This window comes from Flexivirga sp. (assembly GCF_035551235.1).
Classification (GTDB): Bacteria; Actinomycetota; Actinomycetes; order Actinomycetales; family Dermatophilaceae; genus Flexivirga.
Map to the genome: position 1 here is coordinate 44,438 of NZ_DASZNO010000007.1, position 15,499 is coordinate 59,936.

The following is a 15,499-nucleotide window of genomic DNA, read 5'->3' on the forward strand; positions in this document are numbered from 1 at the left end:
GCGCGCCGACAGTGCGTATGGCGTGCAGGCGGCTGGCAGGATGGGCGCATGTTCGACAGGAAGAAGAAGAGCGCGAAGCCGGTCCCACTCGACAAGGGACCGCTCGGCAGCACCGCGCTGACCCTCTCGCAGCGCCTCATGTCGGTCGGCATCGACGGCAAGGCGGGTTTCGACAGCGCTCGTGAGGTCGCACAGGCGGCGCTGCACGACTATCCCGCCGACCCCGAGCGCGCGATCGACCACATCATCAGCCAGCACCGCAGGCTGGCAGCGAGCGCCGGCTTCGTCACCAGCTTGGGCGGATTCGCCACGATGGCGGTCGCGTTGCCGGTCAACCTGGTGGGCTTCTACCTGCTCAACACGCGGATGGTCGCGGCCATCGCACACGTGCGTGGTTACGACCTGACCGACCAGGGCACGCGCACCGCCATACTCCTGACGCTCGTGGGTGGCGACGCCGACGACCTGCTCAAGAAGGCCGGCGTCGTCAGCACCGGCCGGTTGGCCAACCTGGCGGCGAGCCAGTTGCCGCCGCCCGCCGTCATGGTCGTCAACAAGGCGGTCGGCTTCCGGCTGGTCAGCCAGCTCGGCGACAAGCTGCTCACCAAACTCGGCAAGGGCATCCCGGTCGCCGGCGGTGTGATCGGCGCGGGGCTCGACGCGTTCCTGCTCAGCCGGATCGCCAAGGGCGCCAAGAAGGAGTTCCCGCCGACGGACCGCGCACTGCGCGCAGGGCGACGCTGACCATGCCACGGGTGCCGAGCCTGCGCTGGTCGGCGATGCGGCGCGTCTCGCAGGCGTTGCAGGACGTGAGCGAACCCGGTGGCCCGGCCGTCGCGGTGCGGATCGCCTGCCTGCCCCGGATGACCAAGGCCGTCGCGCGCGGCGAATACACCGCGGTCAGCGCCGGGCACCTCGGCCTGCTCGCCGCGGCCGCCGCGTATGTCGTCTCGCCGGTCGACCTGCTTCCGGAAGCGCTGGTCGGCGTCATCGGACTGGCCGACGACGCTGTGGTGCTGGCCTGGCTGGCCAAGACGCTGGCCCATGACACCGATCAGTTCCTGGAGTGGGAGAAGCGCCGCGGGAGCACGATCAGGGGCGAACGACTGTCCTGATCCACATCCTTCGCGTCCGGTCGGTGCTGTCCACAGCCGGCGTTCGAAGGGGTATGCCGAGCAGGGTCCCGCCCCACACGCTGCGATGCATGACATCCCAGGTGAGCGGCATCGGCGAGATCATCGCCCTCCTGCCCTACGAGCTCGGTTTCGTGCCCGCCGACTCGCTGGCGCTGGTGGGCATCCACGACGGACAGCTGGCGGTCACCGCCCGCCTGAACCGCCCCGATCCGCTCGAGGTGGTCGAGGCGGCGCGGCAGATGGCCGCCGGTGTCGCACGCTCGCACCCCGATGAGCTGATCGTGCTGTGTTACGGCGGCTATCTGCCGGGGGACGGCGATTTCGTCGACGTGTTGCGCTGGGAGCTGGACACCTTCGGTGTCGAGGTCTCGCACGTCGCGAGCGTCCACGGCACGCAGTGGCGCGCGGACCAGTGCACGTGCGGTTGCTGTCCGCGCGAGCTCGTCGCGCTGCCGGCCGCGTCCAGTGTCGCCCCGGTCGCCGAGCACGTGCTGCGTGGCGTGGTGCCCGCACCCAGCCGTGACGAGCTGCGGCATCGCTTCGACCTGCGCCATCCGCTGGTCGCCCACGCCGTGGGGAGGGCATTGTCCGGCAGGTCGGGGCGGTGTGCCGCCGGAGGACCCGATCGCGCGGGCGCGGACGCGCTGCGGCGCATCCTGTGCGAGACGGAGCCGGAGGTGCACCGCCTGCCCGTGGAGGTGTTGGCCGCCGCCACCTCGGCGGTCGCGCGGGTCGGCGTGCGTGACTACGTGCTGGCCTGGCTGATGCCGGACTTCCTCTCGCAGGAGCAGGTGCTGCCCGACGGTCTCGGCAAGCATGCCGATTTCGGGCCGCCGCCGTTGCACGCCCGGGACGAGGCCACGTTCAGCGACCCGGCCGCGGATGTGGCGGCACGTCTGGGGGAGTGGGTGGCCTGCATCCCGCGGGAGCACAGCGTGCCCGTGCTGATGCTGGTCGCCGGCATCCAGTGGACGACCGGCAGTGGCGTGCTCGCCACGTTCGCAGTCGAGCGTGCGCTCGACATCGACCCGGACTGCCGGTTGGCCCAGTTGTTCGCCGCTGCACTGCACGGCGGGCTGCGCCCGCACCGTGGGGAGCAGCGTTCGGCATGACCGGCCCAGCACCTGATCGGTGCTCCGCAGAGTGGACCACGACTTTTTGCGGACGGCCGATTTTGCTACCGTCATACCTGTCATGAGTCCCAGCGTTCGCTGGAAGTGGCCATCCCCAGGGACGGTCAACTCCACGGCGGACACAGCCCCGGCTGGCTGGGCGGCAACCCTCCACCGCGGTGGGGTGCCCCGGGTGAGGACAGGGTCGACCGCGCACGCCGGTCGGCAAGCGCGGGGCCGGCGAGCCCCAAAGGGCACGCAAGGAGTGGGCCGGATGACCGCCATACACACCGCGAGAGCGACGACGCAGTGGTGCGCGCCCCCACAGGACGCCAACCCCGACGCGCGCGCCATCCGGCTGACCGACGTGGCGCTCGAGAACGGCGATCACCTGCCCGAGGTCATCGTCAGCTTCCAGACGTGGGGCCGGCTGTCCCCGAACGCCGACAACGCCGTACTCGTCGAACACGCCCTCACCGGCGACTCGCACGTCGACGGAGAGGCGGGCCCCGGCCAGCCCACCGCCGGTTGGTGGCCCGATCTGATCGGTCCGGGCTGCCCGCTGGACACCGACGAGCTGTATGTCGTGGCGATCAACGTCCTCGGCGGTTGCCGCGGCACGACCGGGCCCGGCTCGCCCGCACCGGACGGTGCGCCCTGGGGCTCCCGCTTCCCGCGTACGACGATTCGCGACCAGGTCGCGGTCGAGGCGGCCGTCGCGGACGCGCTGGGCATCGACGCATGGTTCCTCGTGCTCGGTGGCTCGATGGGCGGCATGCGGGCCATCGAGTGGGCCACCGGTTTCCCGGACCGCACGCACGCCGCACTGGTCATCGCCAGCGCCGCCCAGGCCACCGGCGACCAGATCGCCTGGGGCCAGGCGCAGACGCTCGCGATCACCTCCGACCCCGCGTATGCCGGGGGCGACTACTACGACACGGGCGTCATACCGGCCGCCGGGCTGGGCATCGCCCGCCGGATCGCACACGCGACCTACCGCAGCGCCGACGAGTTCAACACCCGGTTCGGCATCCGTCCGCAGGATGACGAGAACCCGCTCGCGGACGGGCGATTCGCGGTGGAGAGCTACCTCGACCATCAGGCCGGCAAACTCGTGGCGCGGTTCGACGCAGGGTCCTACGTGCACCTCACCGCAGCGATGGCGACGCACGACGTGACGCGCGGGCGGGGCAGCCTGACCGATGTCCTCGGCAGCTACCCCGGCCTGTTGCGCGTCGCCGCGGTCGACTCCGACCGGCTCTTCCCGGTCGCACTGTCCGAGCAGATCGTGGCCGCGCACGGCCATGGCAGGGTGCGGCTCATGCGTTCCCGGCACGGCCACGACGGCTTCCTGATCGAGACGGACCAGATCGCCGCCATCGTCTCCGAGACGGTCGCGGACGCCCGCCGGCACCGACTGGCGGTGCCGGTCGCCGGGTGACGTGATCCGGGTCACGTCGCCGACCGCCCGCCCGCGGCGCCGGTCCGGTAGCGTCGGGAGTAGCTCCGAGGTGTTCCTGACAGAAGAGGTGAGCGCGCAGTGGCTGTCGTGGTGGGATACGTGCCGACCAAGGAAGGCGCTGCCGCATTGCGGCGAGCAGCCGCCGAAGCCGCCGTACGGCAGACGCCGCTGATCGTGCTCGACTCGGCACACAGCGACGGGCAGGACCAGACCCCGGACGCCCGCGCCCAGTTGGAGGAACTCGCCGACCAGGACGTCAGCTATGAGGTACGCACCCTGGGACCCAGTGAGGACGCCACCGACGAGCTGCTGCGCATCGCCGAGGACGAGTCGGCGGACCTGCTGGTGATCGGGCTGCGCCGGCGCTCACCGGTCGGCAAGCTGATTCTGGGCGCCAATGCCCAGCGCATTCTGCTCGACGCAGCGTGTCCCGTGCTCGCGGTGAAACCTGCCGAGTGACCCATTCTCGTCCGATTCTCTTGTGCGCCAACGACTTTCATGGCCGGGAGAGACGTGGTCGGCCTGCCGATCGGGGGCCGATGGAATGTTCTGCGCCCCGAATCGTTTTATAATGGTGTGGAAGCGCTCGTGACCGGGCCGGACCAGCCCGGGAAAACGGTCGCTTCGAAACCCCAACCTCGGTCAGCCGTCATCCCCGGACGGCAACGTAGTGGTGTCCATGCACCACTGGCCGACAGTTTCGGAAGGTAGTTGGTGGACCCCGTGTCGAAGACCCCCGGAGCGCCGGCATTGCCGGCGGAGTTCGCGCATCCGGCTCTGCAGCAGTTGATGGCAGCCGGCCAGGCGAGCGGCTCGATCGACAGCTCGCAGCTCAAGGCTGCGCTGGAAGCCAGTGAGATCGCGCCCAACCGGATGAAGACCGTGTTGCGGGCGCTGGACGAGCACGGCATCGCCGTGACCCTCGACTCCGAGCACGCCGTCCGTGCGGTGGCGACCACCACGACCCGCCGCGGCACCAGCCAGAAGGCGGCGGCGAAGAAGACCGCGGCCAAGAAGGCCGACGAGGGCGACGCCCCGTCGGCCAAGAAGGCGGCGGCGAAGAAGACCACTGCCCAGAAGGCCGACGACGAGGTCGTCGAGGACGAGACGTCGCCCGTCAAGAAGACCGCGGCCAAGAAGACGGCGACCAAGAAGGCCGCCGGGCGTCGCAAGGCCGGTGAGGTCATCCTCGAACCCACCGCGGAGGACGCGAAGGACGTCGAGGAGCCCAAGCAGGAGGAGAAGACGAGCGCGTCCGGCGCGTTCGTCATCCGGCAGGACGACGAGGACGACGCACCCGCGCAGCAGGTCGTCACCGCCGGCGCGACGGCCGACCCGGTCAAGGACTACCTCAAGCAGATCGGCAAGGTCGCCCTCCTCAACGCCGAACAGGAGGTCGAGCTCGCCAAGCGCATCGAGGCCGGCCTGTTCGCCGAGGAGCAGCTCAACTCCGGCGGCAAGATCGACATGAAGCTCAAGCGCGAGCTGTGGTGGATCGCCCAGGACGGCAAGAAGGCCAAGAACCACCTGCTCGAGGCCAACCTGCGGCTGGTCGTGTCACTGGCCAAGCGCTACACCGGTCGCGGCATGCTCTTCCTCGACCTCATCCAGGAGGGCAACCTCGGTCTGATCCGTGCGGTCGAGAAGTTCGACTACACCAAGGGTTACAAGTTCTCGACCTACGCCACCTGGTGGATCCGCCAGGCCATCACCCGCGCGATGGCCGACCAGGCGCGCACCATCCGCATCCCGGTGCACATGGTCGAGGTCATCAACAAGCTGGCCCGCGTCCAGCGCCAGATGCTGCAGGACCTGGGCCGCGAGCCCACCCCGGAGGAGCTCGCCAAGGAGCTCGACATGACCCCGGAGAAGGTCGTCGAGGTCCAGAAGTACGGTCGCGAGCCGATCTCCCTGCACACCCCGCTCGGCGAGGACGGCGACAGCGAGTTCGGTGACCTCATCGAGGACTCCGAGGCCGTCGTGCCCGCTGACGCCGTCAGCTTCACGCTGCTGCAGGAGCAGTTGCACTCGGTCCTCGACACGCTCTCGGAGCGCGAGGCGGGCGTCGTCTCGATGCGCTTCGGCCTGACCGACGGCCAGCCGAAGACCCTCGACGAGATCGGCAAGGTCTACGGCGTGACCCGCGAGCGGATCCGCCAGATCGAGTCCAAGACGATGAGCAAGCTGCGGCACCCGTCGCGCTCGCAGGTCCTGCGCGACTACCTCGACTGAGTTCGTTGCTGAGCCTTTGGCTCCGACTCCTCGCGGCATACAGGAAGGTCCCCGGCGAACGAGTTCGCCGGGGACCTTCTTGTATGCCGGTCGTCGTCTCCGCTCGCCGTCCGCGGGTCGTTCGCGTGCGTGATCTGGGCTGTTACGTCAGTTGTCTTCGTTCGACTCCTACCGGCGCCGACGTCGTATGCCGAGCACCCGTGCCGGCCACTCGATGACACGCCCGACACCTCGGCGCAGGACCGCACGTCCGGACGCCGGCAGGATCGTCGAGCCGAGCCGCTGCGTCCAGGACTGCTGGCGGCGCACGCCATCGAGGACCTCCCGCGCCTGCGGGTCGATCGAGGTCGCTGCCGTGCCGGGAGCGGCATACCGTTCCTGCTCGAGCGTCTGCATCGCACTGTGCAACGCCTCCAGGCCGGACGGGGGCAACGCCGCCCGCGAGCGGTAGTAGCGCTCGGTCGCGCGCGGCGACGACTCCGCCTCCGGCGGCGGTATGCCGAGATCGCCGAGCCGCGTCTGCAGCACCTGCCACTGCGCTTCGACCGGCCGGTGCTCGCGCAACCGGGCACTGATCGACTCACGGTGCCGGCGGGCGAGCAACGGCACCACGAGCGCACCGAGCAGACCGACGACCAGCACCAGCAGCACCACGAGAAGGTCCCCACCCCAGTCGGTATGACGCCCGCCGGTGGACGACTGCGGTGCTGTCGAGGCGGTCCGGGACGGTGTCGCGGACGGCGCCGCCGAGGACGACGTCGGTGCGCTCGTCGCCTGCGACGGTGCGTGACCGGCGGCACCGCCATTCGTGATCTGGGTCGTGTATGTCGGAGGGGCGCCCGTGTGACTGCCGGGCGTCGGCTCGAAGCGGGTCCAGCCCATACCGCGCAGGTAGAGCTCCGGCCAGGCGTGTGCGTTGGACTGGACCACCGTGTAGGTGTCGTTGGCCGACGGGGTACCCGGCAGGAAGCCCAGCGCCATCCGCGCCGGGATGCCATCGGCACGCGCGAGCATGATCATCGCGGTCGCGAACTGCGTGCAATAGCCCTTCTTGGTCACCAGGAAGTTCGACAACGGATCCAGCTTCTTGCCGTCCACCGTCTGGGTCGGCGCCAGCTTCAGCGAATAGGTGAATTCGCCCGACCGCAGGTAGTCCTGGATGCGCACCGCCTGGTCGAACGTGTCCTTGCCGCCGAGACTCGTGGCCAGGGCGCGCACCCGTGCGGCCGACTTCGGGTCGAGCCGCAACGTGTCGCTGAACTTCTGCGGGTCCGCCCTGCCCACCTTGTAGGCATCACGCTGCGGGATCAGGTAGTCCAGCTCGTAGGACTTGACGGCCCTGGTGACGTAGGGCTGTTGCGTGGTGGGCGAGTAACCCCATTGCGTCGGGCCGAAGTCGCCGGACTCCAGCGGGAACGGCACCGGCACACTCGGCGCGGACATCGTGTTGTCGCTCACCTGCATGTGCTCGACATACGACGTGTCGCTCTTGGTCGCGCCCTCCGGTGGTGGCAATGGCTTGCCGTTGGGGCTGATCACCAGCCCGGTCGCCTTGGGGAAGTCGTGCCATTCGCCATCGCTGTAGGTGCCGCCGGCGGTCACCCGCAACGGCGGCGGAGCCAGGTCGGTGGTCTTGAAGGTGAGGACCGGCGAGCCGTCGGTCCTGCGCAGGTCCCTGGCCAGGTTGACGGTCGTGCTGAACGCCACGACGCCCTCGCCGCCGCCGTTGCCGCCGCGGCCGAGGCCGTTGGCGAAGTAATGCGGCCCGGAGCTGGGCAACACGGCCGGCACGATCAGCGCCAGGAGGATCGTCACGATGCCGAGCGTCCTGGCCGCGGAGGCCAATCCGGCCAGTCCGAGCTGATCCTCGTGCAGCGTCGGCGTCAAGGCCCGCGCGCGCACCGAGGACCAGCCGCGGACGAGTAGGCCGCTGCCGTGCGCGAGCATCGTCAGCCACGCGGCGGCCAGCATGATGAAGAAGATCGGGTTGAGCGCCGAGCCCGTGTTGGACGTCGAGAGCATGTAGATGACCATCATCGGCACACCGGCCAGCGCCGGCTGGCGGCTGGTAACCGCGAGGAAATCGATGCCGATGGCGAGCCCGGGAACGATCAGCTCCAGCATCATCTGCAGGCCCGGTGTCACCGGTGCCGGCACCGACGAGTGCCGCACCGTGTCGTCGGCCTCCCGCACCAGGTCCTGTATGGCGGACGCGAACGTCGTGTCCAGATGGTCGTGGACGTTCAGCAGCGCCACGACCGCGAGCAGGGCCACCACCTGCACGAGGAGTATGGCGCCCGCGGGCGCCCGGGTCGTGCGCATCCCGGCACCGACCAGCCCGACGAACGCACACAACACCACCAGCAACGACAGCCACGAACCGCCCTGCAACAGCGTGGTCAGCGGCCAGAGCGCGACGACCGCGCCCAGCAGTGCGAGCCCGGTTTCGCTGAGTCGTGCCCTCGCGATCACAGCGAGCCCACCTGCACGAGTGCCTTGTTGGTGACCGTCGTCCAGCCTTCCAGGATCGACAGTTTCGGGTCGACGATCACGACGCGCCACCCGGCAGCGGCCAACTGGTCGCGAACGCGCAGCGCGTCCTCGCTCGGCCCGTCGGCGTGGTTGTTCTCGAAGGCGGCGCTGTCGAGGACGAAGCCCAACGCGGCGGCGCCGGGCTGGCGCAATCCGGCCAGTTCGGTGCCGGTGTCGTCCACGCCCGCAGCCACGACGGCAGCGATGAGCCGGCCGGCAGTGGTGCGTTCCTGGCCCGCCGACAGCACCCGCGTGAAGTCCTGATCGGTGCCGAGGGCGGCCGACGCGAGGTCCTCGACCATCTCCGGTGTGGTCCGCTCGATGAGGTCGACATTGGTGGCGTGCAGTGACTCCCGCGTCACCAGTTGCGTGCGGTAGCCCAGCTCGTCCAGCCGCACCAGCACCGAGGCGACGGCACTGACCGCCCACTCGAAGGAGCTCGCAGCGCCCGCGCCGCCGTGCGCCGACTCACGTGAATCCAGCAGCACCAGGGCCGACCGGCGGGCCGGCCGGTCCTCCTGCCGGACCATCAGCTCGCCACGGTGCGCGGTCGCCGGCCAGTGGACCTTCCGCAGGTCGTCGCCGTCGTGATAGTTCCGGATGCTGACGTCCTCCTCGCCGTGCAACGCCACCATCTGCGGGGTCTCGCCGTCATTGCCGACGCCGGATCCCGGTGGATGCGCCGCACCGAGCGGGACGATCCGGGGGAGGACGAGCAACTCGTCGGTGCGTTCCACCGACCGCGTCACGAACGTCAGCCCGAAGGGGTCGCGCTGGGTCAGCGTGACGGGGCCGAGCGTGTAGCGGCCACGCAGGTGACTGCGCACGACATACGTCACTTCGCGCGTCGCGCCCGGCTCGAGCCTGGCGACCACGAAGCGCGGCCGGTCGCCGAGGACGTAATCGATGCGTTCCTCGGCGAGATAGAGCCGGCTGGAGCGGCGGTCGATGTTGGTGAAGGTCACCCGCACCTCCGCACGCTCATCGGGTATGGCGGTCGGTGGTGTCACCTCGCGATGAACCTCGATGCGTGGCGCGGGCCGGCGGGCGAAGAGGAGCGCGAGCACGGCGAGCACGACCAGCAGCACGCCGACGCGCACGATGTCCTCGAAACCGAGGACGAGCCCGGCGACGCCGAGCACGATGCCGGCCGTGACGAATCCCCGGCCCAGGCCGGTGAAGGTGTGCCGTCGCGACCGGGACATCAGCGGGCGCCGGAGGGAACCGCCACGCGTCGCACGATCTCGGTCAGCACACCGCCGACCCCGCGATGCAGATGCTGGTTGTCGCTGGTCAGGATCACGCGGTGCGCCAGCACCGGTCCGACGAGTCGCTGCACGTCCTCGGGTATCACGTGGTCGCGGCCGGCCAGAGCGGCGACGGCACGTGCGGCCCGCAACAGCTGCAGCGAGGCTCGCGGCGAGGCACCCAGCCGCAGCGCGCTGCTGTCGCGGGTAGCACCGGCGATGTCGACGATGTACTGCCGTAGCGCGGGGCTGGCGTGGACCTGGGTCACCCGGCGCGCCATCCGCTGGACCGTGGCGCCGTCGGTGACCGGTGTCAGTTGTTCGAGGGGCGACGGGCCGCCGTGCACGTCGAGCATCTCGAGCTCGGCGGCGGCCGTCGGGTAACCCATCGAGATGCGTGCCATGAAGCGGTCCCGCTGGGCTTCCGGCAACGGGTAGGTGCCCTCCATCTCGATGGGGTTCTGGGTCGCCATCACCATGAACGGCTCGCGCAGCTGGTAGGTGTCACCGTCGACGGTGACCTGCCCTTCCTCCATGCACTCCAGCAGCGCCGACTGCGTCTTGGGCGATGCGCGGTTGATCTCGTCGCCCACCACGATGTTGGCGAAGATCGCGCCGCGCCGGAACTCGAACGTGCGGCTGTCCTGGTTGAAGACGCTGACGCCGGTCACGTCACTGGGCAGCAGGTCCGGGGTGAACTGGATGCGGCGCATCGGTGAGTCGATCGATCGCGCGAGTGCCTTGGCCAGCATCGTCTTGCCGGTGCCGGGCACGTCCTCGAGCAACAGGTGACCGCCGGCCAGCAACACCACGACCGCCGTCTCGATGACGTCCGACTTGCCCTCGATCACCGAGGACACGGCGCGGTGTATGGCGCTCGCCACCTGCCGGACGTCGTCGATCGAGGCGGGCGGGCCGGGGGTGGCTCCGGACTCCGAGGTGACGGACTCCGTATGGGTTGTGGCGGGCATGTCTCGATCCTGCCCGATGGGCGGCCGGTGGTCACCTCATTCGGCCAACGACGCGGCCCCAATCGTGACCGGCCGACGCGCGCGCGGTCGGTTCCAGCACTCCCCACTCCTCCCCACGGGATGCGGAAATCCGCCGTCGCGAGGTGCAGCGGTCGGACGAATTGTTGCAATTCCGCGGATCGCGTGGCCCTCGTCGGACGACAGCGGGGAACTGCGCGGCGCATCGTCGACATTTCCTCCCCACTGCACCCCACCCACGCTGACCTGCGTAAACACTCGATATCGCGGGTCGGAAGGCGTGTGGAGGGGCGACAGGTGGGGGGAAGTGGAGTAAGGTGGGGCGCGTTGGTGAGCACGCGGTAACGGGAGGGAGGTGCGGGCAATGTTTCTCGGCACGTACACCCCTCGGCTGGACGAGAAGGGGCGCCTGGCACTGCCCGCGAAGTTCCGCGACAAGCTGGCCGGGGGGCTGGTCATCACGCGTGGTCAGGAGCACTGCCTCTACGTCTTCGCCATGACCGACTTCGAGCAACTGACGGCACAGATGAGCAACACCCCGGTCACCAACCGCGCGGTCCGCAACTTCCAGCGCGTGCTGCTGTCCGCGGCGTCGGACGAGATTCCCGACAAGCAGGGGCGCGTGACCATTCCGGCGGTGCTGCGCGAATACGCCGGGCTCTCCAAGGAGTGCACGGTGATCGGCACCGGCAACCGGGTCGAGGTGTGGGACACCGCGGCCTGGAACGACTTCCTCGCAGCGACCGAGGACGACTTCGCCGACCAGGGCGAGGAGGTGATTCCTGGCGGGCTGTTCTGATTCTCGGCCTCCATCCGCTTCTCGGGCGGGCGATTCCGGCACACCTTCCCCGGTGCCGGACTCACCGATCCGAACGTTCGAGCGGCTGGGGACCAAGGCTCAGAAACGACCGTCAGGAATCACCGCAGACACCAACGACCGCAGACACGAACCACCACACACCAGATGACGACCACGCAGAGGGAGATGGGCGTGACCGCACGAGGCGCAGCCGACCGGCATACGCCGGTGCTCGCCGCGCGGATCACCGAGCTGCTCGCACCGGCCCTCGACCACCCGGGCGCCGTCTTCCTCGACGGCACGCTCGGCATGGGCGGCCACACCGAGGCGATCCTGCAGGCGTGCCCGCACGCCACCGCGTACGGCGTCGACCGTGACACCGACGCGCTCCGCCTGGCGGGGGAGCGGCTCGCGTCATACGGCGACCGCTTCCAGCCGGTGCACTCGGTGTATGACGAGGCGATCGACGCGCTCGCCGAGCGTGGCGTCAGCTCGGTCGACGCCGTCCTCTTCGACCTCGGCGTCTCGTCACTGCAACTGGACGAGACCGACCGCGGCTTCGCCTACAGCGTCGACGCGCCGCTCGACATGCGGATGGACCAGACCACGGGCCCGACCGCGGCCGACGTGCTCAACACCTACTCAGCAGCCGACCTCACCCGGATCCTGCGGGTGTATGGCGAGGAGCGTTTCGCGCGCAAGATCGCCGCGGCGATCGTGCGCGAGCGCGAACAGGAACCGTTCACCGACTCCGCGCGACTCGTGGAGCTGCTGCGCCGCGTCATCCCGGGTGCATCGCAGCGGACCAGTGGCCACCCGGGCAAGCGCACCTTCCAGGCGCTGCGGATCGAGGTCAACGGCGAACTCGCCTCGTGGGAGGCGGCATTGCCGGCCGCGATCGATGCGCTCGCGGTGGGCGGACGGATCGCGGTGCTGTCCTACCACTCGCTGGAGGACCGCATCACCAAACGTGCGCTGGCGGCCGGTGCCACGAGCACGGCGCCGCCCGACCTGCCGGTCGAACTGCCCGAACACGCGCCCTACCTGAAATTGCTCACCCGGGGCGGCGAGCAGCCCACTGAGCAGGAAATTGCCGACAACGCGCGCGCGGCGTCCGCCCGGTTGCGCGCTGCCGAACGTATTCTCCCCACAACCCGTGGGGTCCAATCAAGGACGAAGGGACTCCGGCGATGAGCCAACTGACCGCGCTCCCACGGCCTACCGCGAGGGCCGCCCGAACGGCACAGCCTGCTCGCCGTGCGAAGGCGAACACCCCGCGACTGCGCGTGGTCCAGACCCAGGACGCCGCCGAACACACCGGCGTCGGCTTCGTCCTCCTGTGCGTTTTCCTCCTGGTCGGCGGCCTGCTGGCGCTGTTGCTGCTCAACACCAACCGCGCTCAGGAGTCCTTCGCGATCGAGAAGCTGCAGGCGAAGTCGGCCGCCCTCACCGACCAGCAGCAACAGCTCGCCGGTGAGATCGACGCCCAGTCCGCGCCACAGCAACTCGCGCTGCGGGCGCAGAAGATGGGTCTGGAGCCGGCGAGCAAGGTCCGCTATGTGCGCAAGGCGGATGGCACCGTGGTCGGCGTGGCGAAACGGTCCGGTAAGGACTCCGCGATTACGGTGGGCACACTGCCGTCGACACCCGCTTCGCGGGCTGCGGGCACGGCTGTCAGCGCGGCCTCCTCGGGCCTGCTGGTGACCAAGCCCAAGACCTTGAAGGTGGAGAAGGCCAAGCCGGAGAAGTCCACGCCGGACAAGTCCACGAAACCTGCCAAATCCACGCCGCCCGCCAAGAACGCGAAGAAGCCCGCCGCCAAGGACAACCCGGCACAGTCCGGATCGTCCGGCACACCCGCCAAGGCGGGCGCGTCCGACACCGCAGCAAAGCCCAAGCAGTAGCCGATCATCGCGAGGTAGACAGTGACCACGTCCCGACGCCCCGGAGCGCGTCCCGCGCGCTCCAGCGGATCGGCTCGGGGGAGCGGCGCCAACACATCCGGCAACACACCCGGCAGGACATCCGGCAGGACTTCCCGCACGTCGGGTGAGAGCAGGCCCACGAGAAAGCGCCCGGCAGCCAACCGCACGACCCACGCCCGGGCCGAGCAGCACTCGCCGCGCCGCCACGAGCCGCCGCGCGTCCACGCAGCGACTCCTCCGGCCGGACCACGTCGTCCGGTCGGCCTCGGTGTGGGACACCCACGGCGCCGGGCCCGGTTCCTGATGGTCGCGACGCTGATCGTCTTCAGTCTCTTCGCGGCGCAACTGCTGCGCATCCAGGGGCTCGATGCCAAGGGCGTCTCCCAGCGGGCGCTCGACTCGCGACTGCGCTCCACCGTGCTGCCCGCGCAGCGCGGCTCGATCGTCGACTCCAACGGTGTCGTGCTCGCCTCGAGCGTCGACCGGGTCAACGTCACCGACGACCCGACCGCGACGCAGACCTACCGCAAGCGCATCGACGGGCAGGTGGTCAAGGTCGGCCTTCCGGGCGCGGCCATCGACATCGCCGACGCCATCGGGGTGGAGCCGCAGCCCATCCTGACCGCGATGCAGCGGGCGCTGAAGAAGAACTCACGGTTCACCTACCTCGCCAAGAAGGTCACGCCGCGCCAGTGGACGCGGATCGCCGAGCTCGGCATACCGGGTGTGCTGCCCGAGACCAGCACGCAGCGTGACTACCCGCAGGGCACCTCGGTGGCGCCCCTGATCGGCTGGGTCGATGGCAGCGGCCAGGGCGGTGGCGGCGTCGAGCAGATGAAGCAGAAGGTGCTCAACGGCACACCCGGCAAGCACGTCTACGAGCAGTCGCCCAACGGTGTCGTCATCGCGACCGGGGACAACCAGGACACCCCGGCGCAGAACGGCGAGAACGTCAAGCTGACGATCGACAACGACCTGCAGTGGTACGCCCAGAACGCCATCGCCGACGCCGTCAAGAAGTCCGGCTCGCTGTCCGGTGAGGTGGTCATCATGGACACCAAGCAGAACCTCAAGGCGGTCGCGAGCTACCCGAGCTTCGACAACAACAACGTCGGCGCAGCGACCTCCAGCGAGTTGCAGTCGGCACCGTTCAACCAGGCCTACGAGCCGGGTTCGACCAGCAAGGTCATCACGATGGCGGCGCTGCTGGATCAGCACAAGGCCACGCCGACCACGCACGTGACGGTGCCCCCGACGCTGACCCGGGCCGGCACGACGTTCCACGACGCGGAGGTGCACGGCACCGAGCCGCTCACCTTGTCCGGTGTGCTCTCCCAGTCGTCCAACATCGGCACCATGCTCGCCGGCAGCAGGCTGCCCAAGGGCACGCTCTACCACTACCTGCGCGCCTTCGGCCTCGGGCAGACCTCGGGCCTGGGCTACCCCGGCGAGTCGCAGGGCGTGCTCTCGCCATACAAGGACTGGAGCGCCACGCAGCGCTTCACGGTGATGTTCGGCCAGGGCCTGGCAAGCACCGCGGTCCAGGAGGCCTCGGTCTTCGCGACGGTCGCCAACGGCGGTGTCAAGGAGCCGGTCAAGCTGATCGAGGGCATCGGCGCGAATACCGTCGCCGGCACCGACTACACCGCCCCGAAGGACAACCGTAAGTCCCGGAGGGTGATCGCGAAGTCGACCGCGAGCCAGCTGACCAAGATGATGGAGGGCGTGATCTCCAAGACCGGCACCGCGAAGGCCGCCGGGGTCAACGGCTACTCCATCGCGGGCAAGACCGGCACCGCCGACCGCTACGACCCCAAGCTCGGCCGGTACAACGGTGTCACGGCATCATTCATCGGTTTCGCGCCGGCCGACAATCCGCGCTACATCGTCGCCGTGACGCTGCAGCACCCGACCAAGGGCAGCCAATTCGGTGGTGACGTGGCCGGCCCGGTCTTCTCGAAGGTGATGCGCTACGCGCTGCAGAAGGCAGGCATCCCGCCCACCGGCAGGCAGGCCGCCCCCTACCCGCTGACCTTCGACGCGAGCAGTCGCAAGCCCTGAGAAA

Annotated in this window: 13 protein-coding genes and 1 riboswitch; of the genes, 10 read left to right on the forward strand and 3 right to left on the reverse strand. The window is 69.5% G+C overall.

The window, feature by feature from the left end:
• The first annotated feature begins 48 nt into the window (after positions 1-48).
• The 6 genes from VG502_RS01125 to VG502_RS01150 all read left to right on the forward strand — a co-directional run bounded on the left by VG502_RS01125 (position 49) and on the right by VG502_RS01150 (position 5,942).
• Positions 49-744 (forward strand): EcsC family protein, encoded by a 696-nt coding sequence (locus tag VG502_RS01125; protein ID WP_325547893.1) that lies wholly within the window; start codon positions 49-51, stop codon positions 742-744.
• 11 nt (positions 745-755) lie between these two features.
• Positions 756-1,115 carry a YkvA family protein gene (locus VG502_RS01130; RefSeq protein ID WP_325547895.1) on the forward strand — a complete coding sequence of 120 codons (360 nt, stop codon included), beginning with the start codon at positions 756-758 and terminating at the stop codon, positions 1,113-1,115.
• 89 nt (positions 1,116-1,204) lie between these two features.
• Positions 1,205-2,248 (forward strand): DUF4192 domain-containing protein, encoded by a 1,044-nt coding sequence (locus VG502_RS01135; protein WP_325547897.1) that lies wholly within the window; start codon positions 1,205-1,207, stop codon positions 2,246-2,248.
• 78 nt (positions 2,249-2,326) lie between these two features.
• Positions 2,327-2,486: riboswitch (SAM riboswitch) on the forward strand.
• Positions 2,487-2,522: 36 nt separating this feature from the next.
• Positions 2,523-3,689 carry a homoserine O-acetyltransferase MetX gene (metX, locus tag VG502_RS01140; RefSeq protein WP_325547899.1) on the forward strand — a complete coding sequence of 389 codons (1,167 nt, stop codon included), beginning with the start codon at positions 2,523-2,525 and terminating at the stop codon, positions 3,687-3,689.
• A gap of 99 nt (positions 3,690-3,788) precedes the next feature.
• Entirely contained in the window at positions 3,789-4,169 is a 381-nt protein-coding gene (locus VG502_RS01145) for a universal stress protein (protein WP_325547901.1), read from the forward strand.
• Positions 4,170-4,433: 264 nt separating this feature from the next.
• Positions 4,434-5,942 (forward strand): RNA polymerase sigma factor, encoded by a 1,509-nt coding sequence (locus VG502_RS01150; RefSeq protein ID WP_325547903.1) that lies wholly within the window; start codon positions 4,434-4,436, stop codon positions 5,940-5,942.
• A gap of 168 nt (positions 5,943-6,110) precedes the next feature.
• Here the strand turns inward: VG502_RS01150 and VG502_RS01155 are convergent, their stop codons facing one another.
• Genes VG502_RS01155 through VG502_RS01165 form a run of 3 tightly spaced genes read right to left on the reverse strand, consistent with a single transcriptional unit; the run spans position 6,111 to position 10,692 of the window.
• On the reverse strand, positions 6,111-8,414 hold the full coding sequence (locus VG502_RS01155) for a transglutaminase TgpA family protein (RefSeq protein WP_325547904.1): 2,304 nt from the start codon (positions 8,412-8,414) through the stop codon (positions 6,111-6,113).
• Positions 8,411-9,679 carry a DUF58 domain-containing protein gene (locus VG502_RS01160; protein ID WP_325547906.1) on the reverse strand — a complete coding sequence of 423 codons (1,269 nt, stop codon included), beginning with the start codon at positions 9,677-9,679 and terminating at the stop codon, positions 8,411-8,413. The genes VG502_RS01155 and VG502_RS01160 overlap by 4 nt, the downstream gene beginning before the upstream one ends.
• Complete coding sequence (locus VG502_RS01165) at positions 9,679-10,692, reverse strand: AAA family ATPase (protein WP_325547908.1); 1,014 nt, start codon at positions 10,690-10,692, stop codon at positions 9,679-9,681. Before VG502_RS01165 ends, VG502_RS01160 begins: the two co-directional genes overlap by 1 nt.
• A gap of 382 nt (positions 10,693-11,074) precedes the next feature.
• On the opposite strand from VG502_RS01165, the gene mraZ reads away from it, so the two are divergent.
• From mraZ to VG502_RS01185, 4 genes are all read left to right on the forward strand, one after another.
• Positions 11,075-11,509, forward strand: coding sequence for a division/cell wall cluster transcriptional repressor MraZ (mraZ, locus tag VG502_RS01170; RefSeq protein WP_325547909.1), 435 nt, complete (start codon positions 11,075-11,077; stop codon positions 11,507-11,509).
• Positions 11,510-11,674: 165 nt separating this feature from the next.
• Positions 11,675-12,703 (forward strand): 16S rRNA (cytosine(1402)-N(4))-methyltransferase RsmH, encoded by a 1,029-nt coding sequence (gene rsmH / locus VG502_RS01175; protein ID WP_325547911.1) that lies wholly within the window; start codon positions 11,675-11,677, stop codon positions 12,701-12,703.
• Positions 12,700-13,413, forward strand: a complete 714-nt coding sequence (gene ftsL / locus VG502_RS01180) for a cell division protein FtsL (RefSeq protein WP_325547912.1) — start codon at positions 12,700-12,702, stop codon at positions 13,411-13,413. Before rsmH ends, ftsL begins: the two co-directional genes overlap by 4 nt.
• Before the next feature lie 291 nt (positions 13,414-13,704).
• Positions 13,705-15,495, forward strand: coding sequence for a peptidoglycan D,D-transpeptidase FtsI family protein (locus VG502_RS01185; RefSeq protein ID WP_325547914.1), 1,791 nt, complete (start codon positions 13,705-13,707; stop codon positions 15,493-15,495).
• Positions 15,496-15,499: the final 4 nt, after the last annotated feature.